Raw genomic sequence first — 21,389 nt, 5'->3', positions numbered from 1 at the left:
GTCAACTTCTGTAGGGTTCGAGGACAAGGTCGCGCGTAACGATGACTCTGACCGGGAAGCCTGGCCTGATCGTCAGCGTCGGCGCGACCTGCAATTGTCGCTGGACGATTTGTTGGCCAGCGTCGTTGATCGTGTCCTGGGTGCCGTCGCGGATCGCAGCGACAAGCCGATCCTCATCACTGACGGCCAGTTCCGTGCCGACTGCGAGCAGCGTGGACAGCCCAGCAGCCTTGGCGAGATCCCACCAATGATAGTCGACCCCATCCTCGAGACCGGCAAACCCTTGGGTATCGGCGCCGGGCTGGCGTTCGAGCACGATGGAGCGGCCATTCGGCAAGATCAGCCGGTTCCAGACCAACAACGCCCTTCTTTGCCCAAACTGCACGTTGTTATCGTATTGGCCGATAATGCGGGTGCCTTGCGGGATCAGAAGCAATCTGCCGGTCGGACTGTCGTAGATGTTTTCCGTCACCTGCGCCGTGATCTGCCCCGGAAGATCCGAACGGATGCCGGTGATGAGCGCGGCCGGAATCACCGCTCCGGCCTGGAGAACAAAGGGCGACACCGGAGCCATGACACGATCCGATGACGTGGTACGGCGATCAACGGGCGCGTTGAGGAAAGCCAATTGCCGATCCTGTGCAGTTTGCTGGCTGGACTGGCCCGTCAGGCCGGCAAGGTCGAGGCGGGGAAGGCTCGGCGTGGTCGAATTTCCCGGTGTCGCCGATGTCGTGCCTGGCTGGGTCTGGAAGAAGACGCGGCTGGTGCGCGCCGCCTCTTCCTCGGCTCGGCGGCGTTGCTCCGCTTCGTCGACGGTCGGCGTTGTGATCGTCGGCGGAACGACCGTCTGGCCCCGGTTCTGCGCGTCAAGGATCGGCCGCCCGAGATCACCGGGCAACGGCGGGCCAAGCACAGGGCCTGTATAGTCGCGCGGCAGGCCGGCAAGACCATCCGCCGTCTGGCGATTGTTGGTCGAATACAGCTCCTCTCCGCCCTGACCTGCATCGCGGGTCTGGAGCGCATAAATCAGAACGCCACCGATCCCGACCAGCGCGACGGCCGCGACGCTGGCGAGTACCTTTCGGGACAGGCGCATGACGCGCGGTGGCTCGGCGCGAAGGCGCATTGGGGCGGCTGTGCTGGTTTCGGCTTCGGTCATCATCGTGGTCTCCCGTCGGTACGGACAATCCTGACGACCTGCTGGCGTTTACCTCCGCCGAGACGTAGTTCGGCCGCGCCGAACAGGCGATCCACGATCAGGATGTGCTGATGGATACGGCTGTTGACGAGTTGCGCTTCGCCATCCGGTCCGATGACGAGGATCGGAGGCATCTCGCCCTGCACGATCCCTTTGGGAAACTCGACATAGACGCGCCGACCATCGTCATAGACGGTGACGGGTTTCCATGGAGGATTGCCGCCCGTCAGCCCGTAGCGATAATTGCGCGCAGCGACAGCCGGGATGACAGGCGTGGCAGGAAGTCTCTGGCCCTGTGCGGCCCGTGACTGCGGATAGGCCCAGGACACTGAGGGCATGTATGGCTTTTCGCCGGACCGCAGCTCGATCATGTAGACGCGCCGGTCGGTGGTGACGACGAGGTTGGTCGTGATATCTGGCCGTGACGGCTTCACGAGAATATGGATACGGCGGTTTGTGCCGCTGCCGCTTTCGGTGTCGCCGATAATCCATCGGGCGGTATCGCCGGCCGCAATCGGCCCCGCGCCGGTCAGGCTTTCACCCGGCTCAAGAGCTATGTCAGTGATTTGTCCCGGCGCGGCATAGACCTGATAGAGAGCGCCTTCGGACCAGGGGTAAATCTGGATGGCGTTGAAATATCCCTCCCGGCGTGGCTGGACGCGAGCGGCGGCATTGGCGTTCTCAACACGGGCAACCGGCGTGCCGCCGGCCGCGCCACCCTTTGCCGGTGTCCAGGCCGGCGGGACATGCAGCGGTCGCGGCCGGTCGTCCGTGACGGCGGCAGGCACGGCTGGCAAGGGAGGCACGTTCTGGTCGTAACTGATCTGCGGCGGCTTTTGCGGCGTGGCGCAGCCAGCGAGCATAGTTGCGGAAAACAGCAAAACCGGGAACGCGGATTTACGGAGAGCCGGAAAGACGAGTTTGCGGATTGCCGGCCGGTTCATTGGCTCATCTCCCGCGACCAGTTGATGGCGTTGATATAGATTCCGAGCGGATTGGCCTTGAGGCGCTCGGCGTCGCTCGGCGGCTGGATCACGATGGTCAGGATCGCAGTCCATCGTTCGGTCGCGGAGATCTGGCCATTCTCGAAATGCCGCTCCGTCCAGGCGACACGAAAGCTGTCGGGCGAAGCTCGAATAACGCTTGAGACCTCAACCGCGATCTGCTGTTTGCCGACCTTGGTGAACGGGTCGTTGGCGCGGGCGTAGTCGTTGAGCGCGGCGGCACCCCGATCCGTGGTCCATTCATAGGCGCGCAGCCAGTTCTGCCGGACGATGATCGGATCGGCGGGGATGCTTCTGGTCTGCTCGATGAAACGCGCGAGGTGCCAGGCCACTTGCGGATCGGTCGGGCGAAAGTCAGCGGAGGCGGGCTGAACGGCCTGAGCCTGCCCGAGATTGTCCACCTGGACAACCCACGGCACGACGGTTCCGCGCGCGGACTGAAAGACCAATGCGGCGGCGAAGCCCGCCGACAGGATCAGCGAGCCGAAGGCCATATAGCGCCAGTTCCTCGCCTGAACGCGGGCCGAGCCGATGCGCTCGTCCCATACCTGAGCGGCCTTCTGATAAGGCGTTTCCGGCTGGGGTGTTTTGCCGTAGTGGACGGCAGGCCGTTTGAAGAGGTTCATGAGCGGTCACTTTCAGAGAGATTGACGGATGCGCCGGACCCGTGGCCGTCGCCCGAGCGAACGGCATGGGCAGCGGCGCTGGCGCCGTGCGAGACATGCCGGCTGCGCTTCATGCGCTGCGCCCATGCGGGGGGCTGATCGGGTGTGGCGGCGGGAGCGACGGAGGCGGGTTCGGCCTCGCCGGCCACTGTCCCCATCGAGGAGGTGCCGCCGGTCGCACTGACACCTGCGCGAGCACCGTCAGAGAAGCTGGATTTCATGCTGTCGGAGGCGCGCGAGGAGGCGCGGCGCAACGGTGAGACAGAGGCGGAACCGGCGGCACGCGCCACACCACCAAGACCGGACGCGACGCCTGCAGCTCCCGACTGCCCCATGGAACCGAGCGTGTAAGCCGACGATGCCGCGCCGGCCGCTACTGTTCCGCCACGTGTGGCCGCGGCGCCGCCGGAGAGAACTGCGGTTCCCCCCTTCGCGGCCATCATCGTGCCACCACCTGCAGCAAGCGCCGCTCCGCCAACCGCCAGACCTGTTCCGATCGCCGCGCCGGCGCCAAGCTGAGGGCCGCCGCTGACAAGGCCGGAAGCAATGCCGGGACCGAAGATGCCGAGGCCGACAAGCGACAGCGCGGCGAGGACAATGGCCATCGCGTCGTCGATGCTGGGGGTCTGGCCGCCAAACCCCGCTGTGAACTGGCTGAACAGTGTCGAACCGATGCCGACGATGACCGCGAGCACCAGAACCTTGATGCCGGACGAAATGACATTGCCAAGCACGCGCTCGGCCATGAAGGCCGTCTTGCCGAACAGGCCGAACGGGATCAGCACAAAGCCAGCCAGAGTTGACAGCTTGAACTCGATCAGGGTGACGAAGAGCTGGATCGCCAGGATGAAGAAGGCGAGAATGACCAAAGCCCAGGCGAAGAGCAGGCAAACGATCTGGATCAGGTTCTCGAAGACCGCGATCCAGCCCATCAGCGGCGAGATGGCGTCGAGCAAGGGACGCGCCGCATCGAGACCAGTTTGTGCGACCTTGCCGGGACGGAGCAAATCCTGCGCGGTGAAACCTGTGCCGGAGGCTTTCAATCCGAGGCCGGAGAAGCTGTCGAAGACGATCTTCGCCAGGTTATTCCAATTGGAAATCAAGTAGGCAAAGACCCCGACAAACAGGGTTTTCTTTACCAGCCGCGCGATGATGTCGTCGTCTGCGCCCCAACTCCAGAACAGGGCGGCCAGCGTCACGTCGATGACGATCAGGGTGGTCGCGATGAAGGCAACCTCGCCACCGAGCAAGCCGAACCCGCTGTCGATATAACGGGTGAAGGTTCCGAGGAACGTGTCGATAACGCCCGCGCCGCCCATCTGTCACCGCCCTTCGCTGGAGGCCGGCGACACGGGTGCTGGCGACGGACGCAAGAAACGGTCGCGTGTCTCTGCCCATAGCGCCAAGCATTCCGCATCGCTCGCGGCCTGCTGGCCAAGCTGCTGGCACCGACGCTGGCCCTCGCGCAGCGGATCGTGCTGGGGTTCAATGATGCGCGTGGAGAAATCCTTCGTCGGTTCTTCCTTTCGTGTCAGTTCGACGACCGCCGCCGTGATGACGACGGCGACGAATACGACAGCGCCCAGCCGGGCCAGCATCTTGCCGTCCATGACGGTGCTCCCTTCCGGCCCTCAGTTGCCGTTGAACATCTGGACGTTGCCAGGCTGATAGCTCGAACCGGGCGTCAGGAAGCGGCGGCGCTGCTCGCGTCCCTGCTCGGCCGCCGCTGTGCGCTCAGCCTCGGTCAGCGCGCCCGACCGGCCGTTGGCCGCGAGGAGCGCGACCAGATCGGAAAGCTGCTGCGATTGGAGGGCGAGAAGCTGGTTGCCGGCCTGCGTCGCCTGGAGCGCGCCGGTGGCGCCCTGGCTCTGGCTGACAAGTTCGCTCATCTGGGTACGGTTGGTGTCGATGTTGCCGACAACGCCAGCCTGGACGCGCATGGCATCCTGCAAACCGCCGACCGTGTTCTGCCAGCGAGTCCGGGCGTCGCTGACGAGCTGCTGATCCGTGGCCGACATGGACACATTGCCATATTGTTGCTGGAACGCCTGATCGATCCCCTGCACATCGAAGGCGATGTTCTGCGCTTGGCTGAGGAGCTGCTGCGTGCGCTGCACATTCTGCTGAAGCGTCTGGAGCGAGGAGAACGGCAGGCTGGCCAGATTACGGGCCTGATTGATCAGCATGGTCGCCTCGTTCTGAAGCGAGGTGATTTGATGGTTGATCTGCTCCAGCGTGCGTGCGGCGGTCAGCACATTCTGCGCATAGTTGCTGGGATCGAAGACGATCCTCCAGGCATAGGCGGGCGTGATCATGACCGGCGAAATCGTCAGCGGCATTGCAAGCATGGTCGCCGCGAGAAGTGCGGCGGAAGAGCGGACAGAACGGGTCTTCATGCTTCAGTTTCCTTTTTGTTTTCTGAGACGATGGATGGGAAAGTCGGGATGAGATCTGCCGCCCAGCCGACGTCGCGGACCTTGAGCCAGGCAGCGAGAAAGCCTTCGCGGCCATGCTCGGCGACGAGGTTGGCAATCAGTGTCTGGTCGGTTTTGGAGGAAGCGGCGCAGAGCGCGAGCCCGACTTCGGACAGGCCCAGCTCGAACAGGCGATTGCCGCGCCGCGATTGGCAATAATAATCCCTTTTCGGCGTAGCGCGGGCAACAAGCTCAATCTGGCGGTCATTGAGGCCAAAGCGGCGATAAATCGCGGTGATCTGGGGCTCGATCGCGCGTTCGTTCGGCAAGAGCAGCCGCGTGGGGCAGCTTTCGATGATCGCCGGCGCGATGTCGCTGCCGTCGATATCGGACAGACTTTGCGTGGCGAAGATGACGCTGGCGTTCTTCTTTCTGAGCGTCTTCAGCCATTCACGGAGCTGGCCTGCGAAGCCTTCGTCGTCCAGCGCCAGCCAGCCTTCGTCGATGATGAGCAGCGTCGGACGGCCGTCGAGCCGGTCGCCGATGCGATGGAAGAGATAGGCGAGCACTGCCGGTGCCGCGCCTGTCCCGACAAGGCCCTCGATCTCGAAAGCCTGGACATCCGCCGAACCCAGATGTTCGGTCTCGGCGTCGAGCAGACGGCCGTAGGGGCCGCCGACGCTGTAAGGATGGAGCGCCTGCTTGAGATCATTGGACTGGAGCAGGACCGCGAGGCCGGTGATGGTGCGTTCCTCGGCGGGCGCGGTGCCAAGTGACGTCAGGGTCGTCCAGATATGCTCCTTCACCTCCGGGGTGATCGTGATGCCCTCGCGCGTGAGGATGGCAGAGATCCAATCGGCGGCCCAGGCGCGCTCATAAGTGTCGTGGATGCGGGCGAGCGGCTGAAGCGACACCGAGGTGTCCGACCCTTCGGTGAGGCCGCCGCCAAGATCATGCCAGTCGCCGCTCATGGCGAGCGCTGCCGCCCGGATCGAGCCGCCGAAATCGAATGCGAAGACTTGTGCGTTCTGATAGCGTCGGAACTGCAAGGCCATGAGCGCCAGCAGTACCGATTTCCCTGCGCCGGTCGGGCCTACGACGAGGGTATGCCCGACATCACCGACGTGGAGGGAAAGCCGGAACGGGGTCGAGCCTTCCGTTCTGCCGTAAAGCAGCGGGGGAGCGTCGAAGTGCTCGTCCCGTTCCGGCCCCGCCCACACGGCAGAGAGGGGGATCATGTGGGCGAGATTAAGCGTCGAGATCGGAGGCTGCCGCACATTGGCGTAAGCATGTCCCGGCAGCGAGCCGAGCCAGGCATCGACGGAATTGACCGTCTCGACCATGGCCGTGAAATCGCGGCCCTGAATGATCTTCTCGGCTAGCCGCAATTTCTCGTCTGCAAGGCGGGGATCGGCGTCCCATACGATGATCGTGGCGGTGACGTAAGCCATGCCGGCTATGTCCGCGCCGAGTTCCTGCAGCGCCAGATCGGCGTCGTCAGCCTTGTTCGCCGCGTCCGTGTCCACGAGCACGGATTGCTCGTTGGTCATCACCTCTTTCAGGATCGCGGCAATGGACTTGCGCTTGGCGAACCATTGCCGTCTGATTTTGGTCAGCAGCCTGGTCGCATCGGTCTTGTCGATCAGGATCGCGCGTGTCGACCAGCGATACGGGAAGGCCAGCCGGTTGAGGTCATCCAGTATTCCGGGCGTCGTCGCGGTCGGGAAGCCCACGATGGTGAGGACGCGGAGGTGCTCGTTGCCCAGCCGCGGCTCCAGCCCGCCCGTCAGTGGCTGATCAGCGAGCAGTGCGTCGAGATAGACTGGCGTTTCCGGCACGCGCACGCGATGGCGTTTGGTGGAAATTGTGGAATGCAGGTAGGTCAGCGTCTCGCTATCATCGAGCCAGCGGCAGGACGGCATGAAGCCATCAAGCAGCGCCAGTACGCGGTCGGTCCGATCGGTGAAGGCGCGCAGCGCCTCATTGGGATCGACGCCGGAACGCTCGCGGCCCTCGTAGAGCCAGGTCTCGGTGCGTGCGGCTTCCTCCGCGGGAGGCAGATAGAGAAAGGTGAGGAAATAGCCCGATACGAAATGCGCTCCCGCTTCCTCGAAATCGGCCTTCCGCTCGGCATCAACGAGGCCCGAGGCCGGATCGGGAAACGTGCTGTCAGGATAGGTCGCGGCCTCGGAGCGCTGCGCCTCGACAAAGATGCTCCAGCCGGAACCGAGCCGGCGGAAGGCGTTGTTGATGCGGGCGGCGACCGCGACAAGCTCTGCTGCGACGGCAGAATCGAGATCAGGGCCACGAAAGCGGGCCGTACGTTGGAAGCTGCCGTCCTTGTTAAGCACGACGCCGGGAGCGACAAGCGCAACCCAGGGGAGATAGTCGGCCAAGCGGGAGGCGGAGCGGCGATATTCGGCGAGATTCATCACGAGCGCGCTCCTCAGACAGACAAGTGACCAGGGATACGCAGATGGCGGCGGCCGACTTCTACAAAGAGCGGGTCGCGCTTCGCTGCCCACACCGCCACGAAATGCCCGACAGCCCAGATCAAAAGTCCGATCAGCCAGAGGCGCAGTCCGAGGCCCACGGCCCCAGCCAGCGTGCCGTTCATGATGGCGATCGATCGCGGGGCGCCACCGAGCAGGATGTGTTCGGTCAGCGCACGGTGAACCGGGACCGTGAAGCCCGGCACGGTATCGAGCTGTTCGAGGACGGCGGCCATCAGAGCAGCGCCCCGCCGCCGAACGAGAAGAACGACAGGAAGAAGCTCGATGCCGCGAACGCGATCGACAGGCCGAAGACGATCTGGATCAGGCGGCGGAAGCCGCCCGATGTGTCGCCAAAGGCGAGTGCCAGGCCGGTGGCGATAATGATGATCACCGCGACGATCTTGGCCACCGGCCCCTCGATCGACTGGAGAATTTGCTGAAGCGGCTGCTCCCACGGCATGGAGGAGCCGGACGCATGGGCGGCGGGGGCAAGCACCATGCTGAGGGACACGGTGGCTGCGGCAATCGCAATAGTGCGGTGGCCGCGCGAAAGCATGCCTATCATTCGCGTTCTCCTGGGTTCGATGTGGCTGGGGTGATGCGATAATCGCCGTCAGGGCCAAGCCCTTCGACGCGGGCGAGCTCGGTGAGCCGGCGCGTGGAGCCACGGCCGGAAAGGACGGCAACGAGGTCGATCGTCTCGGCGATCAGGGCGCGCGGAACGGTTACGACGGCCTCTTGAATGAGCTGTTCCAGACGGCGGAGTGCGCCGATGCCTGAGCCGGCATGGATGGTGCCTATGCCGCCCGGATGGCCAGTGCCCCATGCCTTCAGGAGGTCGAGGGCTTCGGAGCCGCGCACCTCGCCGATCGGGATGCGGTCCGGGCGAAGGCGCAACGAGGACCGGACCAGATCGGAGAGTGTTGCCACGCCGTCTTTCGTCCGCATGGCGACGAGATTTGGCGCGGCGCATTGCAGTTCACGGGTGTCCTCGATGAGGACGACGCGATCCGCGCCCTTGGCGACTTCGGCGAGCAGCGCATTCGTGAGCGTCGTTTTGCCGGTGGAGGTGCCGCCGGCCACGAGGATATTGGCGCGGGAGGCGACGGCCTCGCGCAGCGCCGCGGCCTGGTCGGCGGTCATGATGCCGGCCGCAACATAGTCCTCGAGCGTGAAGACCGCGACGGCTGGCTTACGGATGGCGAAGGCAGGTGAAGCAACAACGGGAGGAAGGAGGCCCTCAAAGCGCTCGCCCGTTTCCGGCAGTTCTGCCGAGACGCGTGGGGACCGCGCATGCACCTCCGCGCCGACATGGTGTGCGACCAGGCGCACGATGCGCTCGCCATCTGAGGCCGACATCATCTCGCCCGTGTCGGCTAGCCCTTCGGAGAGACGATCTACCCAGATGCGACCGTCAGGATTCAGCATCACCTCGACGACAGCGGGGTCTTCCAGAAGCCGTGCGATGGCCGGGCCGAGCGCGGTGCGCAACATGCGCGCGCCGCGCTGAAGCGCTTCACGTCTCTGGTAAGTGGATGTCATGTCGTCCCCCTTGTCGTGGGGACGCAACGGATGATCCCCGGATAGGGGATGATTAAGAGAGCCCGGAATCAGGCCGATTCAACAAGTATTTGGCGTCGTAGTGGTGTGGCGCGCAAATACAGGAGAACGGCGGTGGCTATATGTCGCCACAAGCGGGCTGGGTCCTGCAAGGCAATCGGACTTAATCGGTCGGCAAGCTGGAAAGCTGCTTTTAGGTGGTTTCCTGCCAGTCCGCTATGAAACGCTATTACTTTAAAGAGGACGAAGGCGGGTCAGTAGGCTGATGTTCGCAAGGCTTCATCAAGTGACCTGCGCCCATTGCCAGCAAGCCAGGACGCGAAAGTCAGCAGGTCGGGGTTGATTTCGCGCATGAGTTTCAGATCGACCTGCTCGGCAAGCGGCCCGTCTTCCAGGCTCTTTGCCATATGCGCGAGATCATCGTTTGCAGCGAGAATGTCGTCGGGAAAACGTTCATAGGTTATCGGGCAACCGGCTACTTCGCTGAAGGCTGCCTCAAGCTCGCGCCCGGTCAGGCGGTCGCTCGCGATCTTGAGCGTCCTGCCGCCGAAACGGGGCCTGTCGGCGAACACTGCAGCAACAAACCTGCCGATGTCTTCCACGGCGGTAAGCTGAATGGAATGCTCCGGTCGGATCAGGGACACCAGCCGGCCCTCATCCAGACCGAAGCCGGGTCGCACCAGCATTTCCATGAAAATCATCGGCCGGATTATGGTCGTGGTCATGGCCAGTTCTCGAACATGTGCTTCGATACGAGGCTTGGCGTCGAAACGCGGAACACCTGTCAGTTCATTCCCCACGCTGGCGCCCGACGAGTAGACAAAATGGTTGATGCCGGTCTCAGCAGCGATATCCGCAATTGAAATGCCATGCCGGACTTCGTCCTCGGCGGCCAGGTTGGCTGGCAGTACGCTAAAGACACCGTAAGCGTCTTTCATCGCTGTGCGGATTACATTGGTCTCTTCAAATGAACCCTGCACAAGCTCGACGCCTGCATTCCGCAATTGTAGCGATGCAGCTTTGGTGGAATCCAGAACGAGTGCGCGAACAGGCCATCCCGCCTTCAACAAGGCTTTGGCGACTGATCCTCCCTGCCTTCCGGTGGCGCCGAAAACCAGAATGGGGTGCTTGCTATTGGTCACTTGAAACCCTCGCGTTAAACAAGGGCCATCCATATATACGAATAATGTACCGTCGGAAGACGGCACATTTTTCAGCATCAGGCACAAGGATGATACCCTTGGACAAAGAGATCGATGCCGGCACATTGCGCGGATCAGAGAACGACAGACACTTCAGACCCATCCCGTCAAACGGGGTCTGTAGCCTGCTGAGTGACAAATGGACTGTGCCGGTTCTTTGGCGTCTTTCGCTCGCGGAGGATCATCGGCTCCGATTTTCAGCTTTGAGAAAAGAGGTCGGCGAAATCACCCAGCGGATGCTGACGCTCACGCTGCGCAATCTCGAGCGTGACGGATTTATTATACGCCACTATTTCCCTGAAGTGCCGCCGCGCGTCGAGTATGAGCTGACGGAGATGGGCCACGGAGCTTTGCGCGTCCTTGAGGGATTTAACTTCTGGGTCCACGACAATCTGGACTCCATCAAGGCGCACCGACGCGCTTACGACCAGACGGAGTTGTAAATCCAAATCACCGAAATTGGCTAAGAAGCTCAGATGTCGGTCCAGGTTAGCAACGCTCGGCTACGCCCGCTTTCAGCATCGTCGATCGTTGCCCTGGCCGGCCGACCTGGTCGGTTCCGGCCGGTCCCCAATGCGCCCTCATTTCGGCCGTTCAGGCTGCTCGGGGGGACACTCGTAAGCAGCCTGTCGGATTACCTATTCCGCAAAGCGCCAATAGGAGAAATGAACTGCTCCGAGGTTGGAGGCAGAAATGGGGCCATGTTGCTGAATCGCAGCGACCGATCATAGCAGACGGATATTTTTGAGCGCGATGCTGCCATAGATCACACCCTGCGGCGCTTCACCGCAAGCCACTGGATGTCAGAAGGACGCAGGTCTTTGCGCGCCTGCGTCCACCGCCTGTCAGTTGAAGAACTTTCGGAGGGTGGACTTGAGCCAGCCAAATAGGCCTCCGGCTTTTGGTCCCATCGTTTCTGCAACAGGGAAGTGCTGAGGCGCGGGCGGTCGCTTAAGAAGCCGATCCTTCTCTCGGCCGGCCTCGATTGCAGCCCGTGACATCTTGTTGGCCCAAACTATCATCCCTCGATCGATGACGTAGTGCGAAGCACAGGCAAAGTCGTGATTGCCGATCGATGGCCAGAGCGATGCGTCGTCGCCGTGCATAGTTAACCTGTATTCGGTCGCGACCAGAGGCGTCGATACTTCCTCACCGCACCCGCACGCGCAATTGTGGAGTGCGACGCGGCACTCCCGCGAAACATACAAAACCCCGTCGTCGAGAGTTTCAGGTATCTCCGCCGTGAAGACAGTTCTCAGCCTGTTAATCCGCGTCATATCGCAGCCCTGTTCGAGATATTGTTCCCCTCGATCATGTAAACCGAATTCATCTCATTACGCTCATCACGAAAATAGCCCGCCCATCGCTGCCAGCGCATGATGGCCATGATTGCGTTTAGCGAGTTGACGGCCGCGATCTGGATATCCGTTCGGTAGACATCGTCATCTTCTACGTCATCACCGAAGGGAAGCAGCCTCTCGACCTCGCTCCAGTCGGTGCCTGGCCGGATGAATGTCGCCCTTGCGCATCCGTCCAGCCTGCCATCCTCCAGGCCAACGCCGATTCCGGTGTCGACAAACGGGATCGACAACCGCACCAGTCCCTCAGCTATGTCGCGACGCGACGACCCCTTATCAATGCAGACAAAGACGAAGTCGAAGCCCGAGAGCTCGTCAACATTGCCGCATGTAACGCGGACCGGGTGGGGAACTATGCCCTTGTGAATACGTGCGTAAACCTGCGCGTAGTAGTTCACCTTGAAAGGGAACTCCTTGAGTAGTTCCCTTTCAGGCGAGCCAGGCGACCGGAACAAATTGTGATTAAGAAGCTGATCCCCGTCATACAGGTGGATCTCCGTGACCCATGTCTTGGCAAGAAGGTCGAGCAGGTAGGACCCGGTCCCGCCAAGGCCTATGATGGCGACCCGCCCCATAAGCTTTCGGTTTACTGCGCCGATATGGTATCGGGCCGAGGCAGAATCAGGGATTGCGAATGGACTGTCGTCATTCGAGATCAACCCGCGGGCATACGTCCTGGCGTTGGCAGTTCGGTCCAAGGATCTCGCGGCACCGCCGATCAATCCCTCGTAAGCCAATACCTTGTCGTAGATATTCTCGTAGCGATGAGTGATCTCTGGCTTCGACGACAAATAATAGCTAACATCGATGTCACCGAAGCGATGCTGAACGGCGCCGTTGACGATATTGTTCATTGGCTTTCCATCGCGATGACATGGCATCCCACCTGCGAAATACATGGTGTGATCGCCCTGCGGCGTCGATGTCAGCCCCGAGGACGCTTCAAGCGAGAGGGCACAGGTGAGGACGCCGCGAGCCAGGGAGCCGTCGACTGTTACGTAAGGAATGCTACGGACAATCAAATGACCATTGCTCACCTCAAGCTCGAAGCCTTCGTCTTCGAGTTGCTTCAGAAACGGGTCATGATTTATCAGATCGACGGACATTGAACACCATCCCATTCTTGACCATGATCGATTCACCCTCGACGAGATCGCCCTCTGCACCTCCGACCCCATGGAGATATGTCGTGGTGTAGTTGAAGTTTTCGAAGTCGGGATTCGGGTAAGCAAGCGCTGCGATTTCTCGATAGCTATGGCGACGCTTCTCAACTTTCCGCGGCCTCCCGTTAACTTTGATTGTCACCGTTTTGGGTTCGCGGCTACGGACGCGCTCCACGCCCTTGCCGCTCAAATCGAGTTTGCCATCGGCCGGGATGATCGAATCACCATCGCTATCGAGGACCAGTTCGCGGTCCTCATCGATGTCCGCGTAAAGATAGATATCGGCGGCAGCGATTGCTGCGGCGCCCCATTCCCAACCGCGCTCATCAACAGTGAAGTTGAAAACTCGATCGCTCTGGAAAGACAGGAATACCGTAGTCTCACTCTGGGCGAACGTCACGTCGTCCTCCAGGCCTATCGAGCGCCCGGATTTATCAACGATCTGTATCAGCACAAACTCGCTCGCGGGCACTTTGCCTGCAGTCTCGCGAATCTGACTTCCGTCCATGACTTTATCGCCGGTGCTGTAAAGCGCGCCGTCGACGGTGAATTCGAATTTCTTGTGATCTTTTACCATAACTGCGCTCCGTTCTCCGGCGACTCTTGATTGCGATTCGCTGGTGGACTACACTGCGACTCAAGTCCCGATGTGGACTAATCTATATCAGGACTAATTCGTATATCAAGTCCATATCGGGACTTTTTGGGAGAATCGCGCGTGGCTAATATCGAACCCGTCGCCGTAGCGGCCGAAGGGCGATCATCGATTCCGGCAGTCATGGAGGCATTTCAAGGACTTGCGGAATTGTGGGGCCTTTCAACGGAAGACCAACTTCTTCTACTCGGATCGCCTGGACGATCGACCTTCTTTAAGTGGAAAAAAGAAGGAGGCTCAATGCCAAGAGACACCGTCGAACGAGTCTCTCACCTGCTCGCGATCCACAAGGCCCTCGAGATTCTACTTCCAGATAACAGAGCTGCTGACACTTGGATCCGAAGACCTAACCATTTTTTCCGTGGGCAGAGCGCTCTCGATGTGATGCGCGGCGGCCAGGTGATGGATATATTCCGTGTCAGACAGTATGTGGACGCGCAGCGTGGCGGCTAACTCATTTACTGTGATCGACGTCAAACAAACGTTCTTTACTCTCATTCCGTCGCGGTTTCCGACGATTGATGTTTTCGCGCGAGTAGCGAACGATCGCAGCAAGGAATTGGCTGAGATTGAGTCCCTGACCAATCCGCGCCTGAAAGAGCGTGAGCGCATACTCAGAGGTGGAGCTGCGATCGTTGATGATAGTGCCCCACTCCTTCAGAACTGGAATCATGCCCCATTCACATATCATAACCCGGAGGGCTCGCGGTTTTTCGGCCCCGAACATCCGGTGCTAGAATTATCTAACGACATTCAAACAGCCCTTTCTGTTTCTATACGGAAGCGGGAGACATTCCTGTCTCGCACCGGCGAGGCACCGATTGGGCTTGAGATGCGAGAATTGTCGCGCGCCGTGAAAGGTCGCTTCGTTGATGGTCGCGATTGGGATCCGGGCCTTGATATAGACACGAGGTTCAGGCGTGGTCAGCAGATTATGGCCGCCGGTTTCGACGGCCTGCTCTATCGGCCGCTAGAACGAGCCACCGGTTTTTGCGTCTGCGTGCTTCGAGGTGAGGTCCTGGATCGGGCCGTTCAGGGCAACCACTTCAAGTTCGTCTGGGATGGAAAGCGTGTCAGTCGGATCTATTCCTTTGGCTCCGGGAAAGAATATGCACCTGACGACCTGCGGGGTAGAGAGCTCGTCATAGCGGCTTAAGCTCGATGCCCAAACTAGGTCCTCAATTGTGCAGCCCGACATTCCAAATTTGTGGACTGAATCCTCTCGAAGACTTTGGCACAGTCGAAACGCAGCACGCCCAATTTATTCACCTGCAATGAGGCCCGCGCTGGGCTTTCGCACAGCCCGAACCCATTCGTGAACTTTCGAGCGATTAGCCGTGGTTATCGGATAGGCGCGGGCCGTGACTGAATCTTCTCGATCAACCTGAATCAGGGCAATGATTCTGCCTGCGCCAAGTGCCACCCAACAGCCGGCACCCGCCCCTGCTGTCACATAGGCAAATCATTCATCGGTCGGGAAGCTGTCAGACCGTAGACGGCCCCGTAACTGCCTGTCGGTAACGCCCCCGCTTTAATTGTTCAGACAGGCTCCGAGGTTTCTTTAAGGCTCCCCTGGCTTAGTCGGCAAAGCGGATCTCGACGCCTCGCGCGCTGAACTGCCTCGCCACGTCATGATCGGGCGAGCGAACGCCCGCCACGATGCTGCTTGCTGGGACCCGCTTCAATAATTCCTCGATAACGAGGCGTCCAAGCTGGCCGGTCGACCCGGTAACGAACAGTCGGCGCTGTGTGTCATGCGTCATTCTAATTCGATGTCCTTCTTCGTCGTCAGAGCAGCCTGAAGGGCCGCGTTTGGCCGTGCTCAGCTTTGCGCAGTGTGGAACGTAATGGCGTAACCATCGGGATCGCTGGCCACGAAAAATCTGCCGAATGGACCATCGCTCAGCGGGCTCAGCACCTTCCCGCCGCGCTCGACGATCAGGTCGTGAAAGGCGTTTGCATCGTCGCAGGCAACCCACAACACCATGCCGGTTCCCAAGGGGCCGCTTTCGGGCAGAGGCCGTAGCGGTTCGCGCAGTGCCAGGGCAATCGGCCTGGTGGTGAAGACGACAGCGCCGGGCGGATTCCGGTCTGCTGGCGTGAAGCCGAACACGTCCTTGTAGAACGCGGCGGACGTTGCGAGGTCACGAACCTGCAACGCGATGAAGGATGGTCCGATAGGCATTGTCATTTTCTACGCTCCAGCATATTATCAGGTTCCTTATATCTATATCAGGTTCCTGACATGTCAATGCGCAAAATGAACCCGTCGAGTGGGGAGGGCTGGATCGGCTACAGTCTGAAAATCACCCAACATCGTCTGCGACAACGGCTGGAGGCAGAACTGGCCGGAACTGGCGTTTCCGCGGCGCAGAATGCTGTGCTGCTTGCCATCGGCGACAATCCGCAGATCTCGAACGCTTCGCTGGCGCGAGCTGCCTTCGTGACGCCGCAGTCCATGCAGGGCATGCTGGTCACACTGGAGCGAGACGGGTTCATCATTCGCACGCCGCATCCCGAACATGGGCGGATCATCATGACGGAGCTGACCGAAAAGGGCAAAGCAGCGGCACAGGCCGGCATGATCGCGGCCGAGGCTGTCGAGCGGCAGATGCTCGCCGGCCTGACCGGCGACGAGGCCAAGCTGCTGGGTGACCTTTTGCAACGTTGCGCTGATGCGCTTGAGGGGTCTTGAGCTATGGCGCTCTGGATGGGTGTCGCATCGGCGCAGCATGCCCGCGGGGGACGCGATGGCGGCTTCGCACAACTTGGGCACGGCAAGCATATCGCAGTAAAGTCTCTCAGAAAGGGCGACTGGATCGTCTACTACTCCCCGCGCGAGGGCATGGGGGAAGGCGAGGTGGTGCAGGCGTTCACGACCATCGGCCGTGTAACATCGGACGCACCTTATCGCGCCGAGCAGGCGATGAACTTCAATCCTTATCGCGTTGATGTGGACTATCTGAAAGATGCCCGGCCTGCCTTGATCAAACCGCTCTTGAGCAGCCTGAAACTGACGCGTGATCACGGCCCAGGCTGGGGCATGGCGGTGCGCGGCCCGAAATGCAGGCTAGACGAAGCAGACATGTTGACGATTGCCGCAGCGATGGGTGTTCTCGCGGATTTCGAGAATTGCCGGGACTGACATTTGCTGACGGTGTCGGATGGCTCCGTTCTGGGAACAGCAGCTTTCGGGACATTGGAAACTCATAGTAAACGGCGGCAATTGGTCGAAGCTGCCGCGTCGCCCAATCCGTAGCATCGCGTTCAAGAAGTCTTTATTGCTGGTCCGATCCAGTCACGTCTTCCGAAATCTCCTGACGGAGTTTCGGTCCCTGTGCCAGACGTCGCCCGAGGGCGGTGATGAAGGTTTCGTACCGTTCCCCTGCCTTGGCGCGCGCTGCCTGTGCGGCCGGCTCGGGCAAAGCGGGTGTCGTGGTGAGCCAGAAGCGGATGAACACCGCAAGGGTCTCGACGGCGATGCCGACGTCCCGCTCAACGCGCGTCATCCGACGATCGATCTGATCGAGGCGCTTTGCAACGATCGCCTCACGTCGCTCGGCATCGTCAGGCGACAGGAAAGATGCGATTGCGGCCTCGGCGATCATGGATTGCGACTGATCCCGGCGTGCAGCAAAATCCGCCAACATCTTCTCAACGTCGGGGTCCAGATAGACTGAGGTCTTTTTCTTCTTCCGGCGGCTGGTCATGGCGCCTACAGCTCCATGCCGTCATTCGGGTCGAGCGAGACCTGGCGGGCGACGCCCTGCATCTGGCGGACCACCCGCCGATTGCGCACGGCGTCCTCGTCAGTATCATCTGGCGGCTCGATTTCGAATTCGTTCTCGATCGGCGCCTTTTTGTCCACCGGCTTTACGCGACTGAGTTCGGGTTGCAGCCGGCGTTCGGAATTGGTGGTGTCCTCATCGTCCGAGGATGAGGCGGTCGCTGCTTCGTCCGGCTTTGCCGGTATCGGCAGGCTGCTCCAGTCATCCGGGCCGATGGTGGCCGGGCGCTTCAGCTGGGGCGGAGAAAGCAGACGTTCCTTGAACCGGGCGTCCTCGTAATAGCGCGCCTTCTTCGCCCGGATCGGCGGGATGCCGGCGACCATGACGATCTCGTCGGTCGGCGGGAGCTGCATGATCTCGCCGGGTGTCAGCAACTGGCGGGCGGTCTCGGAGCGCGAGACCATCAGGTGCCCCAGCCATGGCGACAGGCGGTGGCCGGCGTAGTTTTTCATCGCCTTCATTTCGGTGGCGGTGCCAAGAGCATCCGAGACGCGCTTGGCGGTGCGCTCGTCATTCGTCGCAAAGCTGACGCGCACGTGGCAATTGTCGAGGATCGAATTGTTCGGGCCGTATGCCTTCTCGATCTGATTCAGGCTCTGTGCAATCAGGAAGCTCTTGAGACCGTAGCCCGCCATGAAGGCCAGCGCGCTCTCGAAGAAATCGAGCCTGCCCAGCGCCGGAAACTCGTCGAGCATCAGCAAGAGGCGATGCCGCCCGGCCTTTGCCTGCAGTTCCTCGGTCAGGCGACGGCCGATCTGGTTGAGCAGCAGGCGGATGAGCGGCTTGGTGCGATTGATGTCCGAGGGCGGCACCACGAGGTAGAGCGTCGCCGGACGCGCGGCTCCGACAATATCACTGATCCGCCAGTCGCAACGGCGCGTCACTTCGGCGACAACAGGGTCGCGGTATAGGCCGAGAAACGACATGGCGGTGGACAGCACGCCGGAGCGTTCGTTGTCGGATTTGTTGAGCAGCTCGCGCGCAGCACTCGCCACGACGGGGTGCGGTCCCGCCTCTCCCAGATGCGCGGTTTTCATCATGGCGCGCAGCGTCGACTCGACCGGGCGCTTCGGGTCGGACAGGAAATTGGCGACGCCTGCGAGGGTCTTCTCCGGCTCGGCATAGAGAACGTGCAGGATCGCGCCGACCAGAAGCGAATGGCTGGTTTTCTCCCAGTGGTTTCGCTTGTCCAGGCTGCCTTCGGGATCAACGAGAATGTCGGCGATGTTCTGCACGTCGCGGACTTCCCATTCTCCACGGCGCACCTCGAGCAAGGGATTGTAGGCCGAGGATTTCGGGTTCGTCGGATCGAAAAGCAGTACCCGGCCGTGCCGTGACCGGAAGCCTGCGGTGAGCGTCCAGTTCTCTCCCTTGATATCGTGGACAATAGCCGAGCCCGGCCAGGTCAGCAGCGAGGGCACGACAAGGCCGACACCCTTGCCTGATCGCGTCGGCGCGAAGCACAGGACATGCTCCGCTCCATCATGGCGCAAATAGTCCCGCTCGTGCCGACCGAGCACCACGCCATCCGGACCGAGCAGACCGGCGTCACGGATTTCCTGATCCTGCGCCCAGCGCGCCGAGCCATAGGTGGCGACATTTTTTGCCTCGCGTGCCCGCCAGACCGACATGCCGATGGCGACGGCGATCGAGATGAAGCCGCCCGATGCGGCGATCATGCCGCCAGTGGCAAAGATGCCGGGCGCGTATGCATCGAAGAAATACCACCACCACAGGATGGCGGCCGGAAAATAGACCGGCAGGCCAAACAGCCTGAACCAGGGCTCACCGAGCTGCGCCTGATAGCCAAGGCTCCACGCGACATATTGCGTCGCGCCCCAGGTGGTAGCGAGGACGATCAGGAACACGATCAGGATCTGTCCCCAGAGGATTTTGGTCGCGGACATTGCGATGATCCTTTCTGGTTGAGGTTAGAGGCCAATCCCGCGCTTGCGGCCGAAATCCCAGTCGACGCCACCGTCATCGCGGGCGATGCCGGAGACGTGGCGGCGGATCTGCTTTTCGAGGGAGGGCGACCAGGGTACGAGCTGAAAACCGAGGCCCCCATCCCCGCTAATAACTTCGATCATGGCGAAGCGGCCGGAGGCGAGCGCGAAGCGCCGGCGATAGGAGCCGGCGACATATTCGCCGCTGCCGGTATGTTTGAATGGCAGGCCGGTCTCAGTGGCAAGCTTTTCGCCGAGCGCATCGACCTCCCGGTCGCGCAGCGTGTTCAGCAGCCGTCGCGCGAAGACGACGCGCCCTCCCTGCCGATCGGCAAGCCCCTCACTGACAAGACGTTCGGCTCGCTCATCCATCGCCTGCCGCACTTCCGAACCGAAGCCGCCTTCCGAAAGGGCAATCGGTTCGCGGGCAACCGCCTGCCGATCGAGCCATGTTGCGCCAGTGGCTGTTACCTGAGCGTGGATGTCCAGGTCGGAACGGACCGCGATCGCGACACGGCGCTGGCCTTCCACATCCCCCCAGGCGCGCAGCTCGACGATCGAGCCGGGCGGGCTGTCGCCGGCGGCGTCAATATGGGGCAGCTTGATGTGATGGGTGCGGCCGTCAACGCCATCGACCACGGCATAGGCTGTGCCCTTCAGCTCGTCGTCGAGGCCACGAGCGACCAGACGTCCGATGACGGGCACGTCGAGGCTTTCGCCGGCGAGCACGTAGCTCGCGGAACCGCGCTCGATGCCGCGTTCGGTGAGCGCACGGTGCATGCGCTTGATGATGTCGCCGCGCTCACCGAGCTCGCGCAGCACGGTCTCGGCGTCGGGCTTGATGAACCATTGCGAATGCCCGACCTGTCCCGCCAGCCCACGGATTTCGAGCGCCCGCAACCGGCCAACCTTCAGGGCCTGGAATGCATCCGGCTGGCGATCGGCGTGCGGGGCGAGATCGATGATGCGGGAATTGCCGGCGTCGCGGACGAGCTGCCGGTCGAGCTGCGTCCAACGCTCGGCTTCGACCTGTCGTTCGAGATTGCGGGTGATGTCGAGTTCGCTGCGCTGTCCGAGTTCCTGTGTGACGAGATCGGCTGCGCGAGCACGCATCCCTTCCTTGATGTAGTCACGGGAAATGACAAGGTCCTGGCCATCGTCGGTGCGGCCACGCAGGATGACGTGGATATGCGGATTGTCGGTGTTCCAGTGATCGACGGCGACCCAGTCGAGCTTCGAGCCCAGATCCTTTTCCATCTGGCCCATCAGTTCGCGGGTATAGGATTTGAGGTCGGCTATATCCGGCGCGTCCTCCGGCGAAACGATGAACCGGAAATGATGCCGGTCCGGCTCGCAGCGCTCGGCGAAGGCACGGACATCCATGTCGTCGCTTGCCGGGCCGAACATCCGTGCCCTCTCTCCGTCGCGGGTTACGCCGTCGCGGCGCAAGTAGTTCAGATGCGCGCCGAGCGGCGCGGCGCGCGCGGTGTGACGAACAACGCGGGTCTTGATGACGACGATGCGGGAGCATCCTGTCAGCAGGCGGTTAGCCTGAATGCTGGCGCGCTGGCCGCGCCCGAAGCGTGACTGCTTTCCCGACGAGATATTGCCGGAGCGCGAGACACGGCCGCCGGCCTTCTGCGTGGCGGCGAGTGCCTGGGCGATGAAGGGCCGGGTAGCTTGAGCCCGGGTGGAACGAATGCGTCCCGGACGGATGCGGAATTCGCGGTCATCAGCCATGGCAAAACCCCGCACCGTGCAAAACAGAGAGGGAAATCATCAAGATGGGCGCGGGTCGCACGGTGCGCGTAAGCGCTGCACGGTGCGGCACATGCCAAAACCACGAACAAAAACAACCGCCCGACCGAAGCGCACCGTGCGCCCTTTTATCTCGCCATCGTCCGGTTGTTGTGCCTGCCACCACCCCTGGCGCTCTCCATG

24 protein-coding genes are annotated in these 21,389 nt (G+C 61.6%); 5 read left to right on the top strand and 19 right to left on the bottom strand.

Features of this window, described 5'->3' with window-relative positions:
• Position 1 precedes the first annotated feature (1 nt).
• The 11 genes from ACQZ60_RS14715 to ACQZ60_RS14665 all read right to left on the bottom strand — a co-directional run bounded on the left by ACQZ60_RS14715 (position 2) and on the right by ACQZ60_RS14665 (position 10,478).
• Complete coding sequence (locus tag ACQZ60_RS14715; RefSeq protein ID WP_448735554.1) at positions 2-1,159, bottom strand: TrbI/VirB10 family protein; 1,158 nt, start codon at positions 1,157-1,159, stop codon at positions 2-4.
• Positions 1,159-2,142: a P-type conjugative transfer protein TrbG gene (trbG, locus tag ACQZ60_RS14710; RefSeq protein WP_448735521.1), complete on the bottom strand. Its 984-nt coding sequence runs from the start codon at positions 2,140-2,142 to the stop codon at positions 1,159-1,161. The genes ACQZ60_RS14715 and trbG overlap by 1 nt, the downstream gene beginning before the upstream one ends.
• Positions 2,139-2,828 carry a conjugal transfer protein TrbF gene (gene trbF / locus ACQZ60_RS14705; RefSeq protein ID WP_448735520.1) on the bottom strand — a complete coding sequence of 230 codons (690 nt, stop codon included), beginning with the start codon at positions 2,826-2,828 and terminating at the stop codon, positions 2,139-2,141. Before trbF ends, trbG begins: the two co-directional genes overlap by 4 nt.
• Complete coding sequence (gene trbL / locus ACQZ60_RS14700) at positions 2,825-4,186, bottom strand: P-type conjugative transfer protein TrbL (RefSeq protein ID WP_448735519.1); 1,362 nt, start codon at positions 4,184-4,186, stop codon at positions 2,825-2,827. Before trbL ends, trbF begins: the two co-directional genes overlap by 4 nt.
• Positions 4,187-4,189: 3 nt before the next feature.
• On the bottom strand, positions 4,190-4,477 hold the full coding sequence (gene trbK-alt / locus ACQZ60_RS14695; protein WP_448735518.1) for a putative entry exclusion protein TrbK-alt: 288 nt from the start codon (positions 4,475-4,477) through the stop codon (positions 4,190-4,192).
• Positions 4,478-4,498: 21 nt separating this feature from the next.
• Positions 4,499-5,263, bottom strand: coding sequence for a P-type conjugative transfer protein TrbJ (trbJ, locus tag ACQZ60_RS14690; RefSeq protein ID WP_448735517.1), 765 nt, complete (start codon positions 5,261-5,263; stop codon positions 4,499-4,501).
• Positions 5,260-7,716 (bottom strand): conjugal transfer protein TrbE, encoded by a 2,457-nt coding sequence (gene trbE / locus ACQZ60_RS14685; protein ID WP_448735516.1) that lies wholly within the window; start codon positions 7,714-7,716, stop codon positions 5,260-5,262. Before trbE ends, trbJ begins: the two co-directional genes overlap by 4 nt.
• Positions 7,717-7,727: 11 nt before the next feature.
• Positions 7,728-8,009, bottom strand: coding sequence for a VirB3 family type IV secretion system protein (locus ACQZ60_RS14680; RefSeq protein WP_448735515.1), 282 nt, complete (start codon positions 8,007-8,009; stop codon positions 7,728-7,730).
• A complete protein-coding gene (locus tag ACQZ60_RS14675; protein ID WP_448735514.1) occupies positions 8,009-8,341 on the bottom strand; it encodes a TrbC/VirB2 family protein in 333 nt (110 codons plus the stop codon). Before ACQZ60_RS14675 ends, ACQZ60_RS14680 begins: the two co-directional genes overlap by 1 nt.
• Positions 8,338-9,318 (bottom strand): P-type conjugative transfer ATPase TrbB, encoded by a 981-nt coding sequence (gene trbB, locus ACQZ60_RS14670; protein WP_448735513.1) that lies wholly within the window; start codon positions 9,316-9,318, stop codon positions 8,338-8,340. Before trbB ends, ACQZ60_RS14675 begins: the two co-directional genes overlap by 4 nt.
• Before the next feature lie 272 nt (positions 9,319-9,590).
• Positions 9,591-10,478 (bottom strand): NmrA/HSCARG family protein, encoded by an 888-nt coding sequence (locus tag ACQZ60_RS14665; RefSeq protein ID WP_448735512.1) that lies wholly within the window; start codon positions 10,476-10,478, stop codon positions 9,591-9,593.
• Between the two features lie 89 nt (positions 10,479-10,567).
• Here ACQZ60_RS14665 and ACQZ60_RS14660 point away from each other — a divergent pair, with 89 nt between their 5' ends.
• A complete protein-coding gene (locus tag ACQZ60_RS14660; RefSeq protein ID WP_448735511.1) occupies positions 10,568-10,981 on the top strand; it encodes a winged helix-turn-helix transcriptional regulator in 414 nt (137 codons plus the stop codon).
• Between the two features lie 402 nt (positions 10,982-11,383).
• Here ACQZ60_RS14660 and ACQZ60_RS14655 read toward each other — a convergent pair whose 3' ends face one another.
• From ACQZ60_RS14655 to ACQZ60_RS14645, 3 genes are read right to left on the bottom strand one after another with little or no spacing between them, the layout of a single operon-like run.
• Positions 11,384-11,815 carry a DUF6527 family protein gene (locus ACQZ60_RS14655; protein WP_448735510.1) on the bottom strand — a complete coding sequence of 144 codons (432 nt, stop codon included), beginning with the start codon at positions 11,813-11,815 and terminating at the stop codon, positions 11,384-11,386.
• On the bottom strand, positions 11,812-13,002 hold the full coding sequence (locus ACQZ60_RS14650; RefSeq protein WP_448735509.1) for a ThiF family adenylyltransferase: 1,191 nt from the start codon (positions 13,000-13,002) through the stop codon (positions 11,812-11,814). Before ACQZ60_RS14650 ends, ACQZ60_RS14655 begins: the two co-directional genes overlap by 4 nt.
• Positions 12,977-13,636 carry a multiubiquitin domain-containing protein gene (locus ACQZ60_RS14645; RefSeq protein WP_448735508.1) on the bottom strand — a complete coding sequence of 220 codons (660 nt, stop codon included), beginning with the start codon at positions 13,634-13,636 and terminating at the stop codon, positions 12,977-12,979. The genes ACQZ60_RS14650 and ACQZ60_RS14645 overlap by 26 nt, the downstream gene beginning before the upstream one ends.
• Before the next feature lie 141 nt (positions 13,637-13,777).
• On the opposite strand from ACQZ60_RS14645, the gene ACQZ60_RS14640 reads away from it, so the two are divergent.
• Together ACQZ60_RS14640 and ACQZ60_RS14635 are read left to right on the top strand one after the other, a co-directional pair.
• Positions 13,778-14,167 (top strand): MbcA/ParS/Xre antitoxin family protein, encoded by a 390-nt coding sequence (locus ACQZ60_RS14640; RefSeq protein ID WP_115063617.1) that lies wholly within the window; start codon positions 13,778-13,780, stop codon positions 14,165-14,167.
• Positions 14,130-14,870, top strand: coding sequence for an RES family NAD+ phosphorylase (locus ACQZ60_RS14635; RefSeq protein WP_448735507.1), 741 nt, complete (start codon positions 14,130-14,132; stop codon positions 14,868-14,870). Before ACQZ60_RS14640 ends, ACQZ60_RS14635 begins: the two co-directional genes overlap by 38 nt.
• 421 nt (positions 14,871-15,291) lie before the next feature.
• On the opposite strand, the gene ACQZ60_RS14630 is transcribed toward ACQZ60_RS14635, so the two are convergent.
• Positions 15,292-15,477, bottom strand: coding sequence for an SDR family oxidoreductase (locus tag ACQZ60_RS14630; RefSeq protein WP_448735506.1), 186 nt, complete (start codon positions 15,475-15,477; stop codon positions 15,292-15,294).
• A gap of 59 nt (positions 15,478-15,536) precedes the next feature.
• On the bottom strand, positions 15,537-15,905 hold the full coding sequence (locus ACQZ60_RS14625) for a VOC family protein (protein ID WP_448735505.1): 369 nt from the start codon (positions 15,903-15,905) through the stop codon (positions 15,537-15,539).
• Between the two features lie 54 nt (positions 15,906-15,959).
• Between ACQZ60_RS14625 and ACQZ60_RS14620 the strand changes: the two genes are divergently transcribed.
• Both ACQZ60_RS14620 and ACQZ60_RS14615 read left to right on the top strand, forming a co-directional pair.
• A complete protein-coding gene (locus ACQZ60_RS14620; protein WP_448735504.1) occupies positions 15,960-16,409 on the top strand; it encodes a MarR family winged helix-turn-helix transcriptional regulator in 450 nt (149 codons plus the stop codon).
• 3 nt (positions 16,410-16,412) lie between these two features.
• On the top strand, positions 16,413-16,859 hold the full coding sequence (locus ACQZ60_RS14615) for an EVE domain-containing protein (RefSeq protein WP_448735503.1): 447 nt from the start codon (positions 16,413-16,415) through the stop codon (positions 16,857-16,859).
• Positions 16,860-16,992: 133 nt separating this feature from the next.
• On the opposite strand, the gene ACQZ60_RS14610 is transcribed toward ACQZ60_RS14615, so the two are convergent.
• The 3 genes from ACQZ60_RS14610 to ACQZ60_RS14600 are packed head-to-tail and all read right to left on the bottom strand — an operon-like array spanning position 16,993 to position 21,188.
• Positions 16,993-17,424 carry a CopG family transcriptional regulator gene (locus ACQZ60_RS14610; RefSeq protein WP_448735502.1) on the bottom strand — a complete coding sequence of 144 codons (432 nt, stop codon included), beginning with the start codon at positions 17,422-17,424 and terminating at the stop codon, positions 16,993-16,995.
• A 5-nt stretch (positions 17,425-17,429) separates the two neighbouring features.
• Positions 17,430-19,409 carry a conjugal transfer protein TraG gene (locus tag ACQZ60_RS14605; protein WP_448735501.1) on the bottom strand — a complete coding sequence of 660 codons (1,980 nt, stop codon included), beginning with the start codon at positions 19,407-19,409 and terminating at the stop codon, positions 17,430-17,432.
• Positions 19,410-19,433: 24 nt separating this feature from the next.
• Positions 19,434-21,188, bottom strand: a complete 1,755-nt coding sequence (locus ACQZ60_RS14600; RefSeq protein WP_448735500.1) for a relaxase/mobilization nuclease domain-containing protein — start codon at positions 21,186-21,188, stop codon at positions 19,434-19,436.
• Between the last annotated feature and the right edge of the window lie 201 nt (positions 21,189-21,389).

The sequence above is a fragment of the Agrobacterium sp. 22-223-1 genome, from assembly GCF_053522385.1.
The sequence above is the reverse complement of the archived record's forward strand: the minus strand, read 5'-3'. Positions and strand labels throughout refer to the sequence as shown.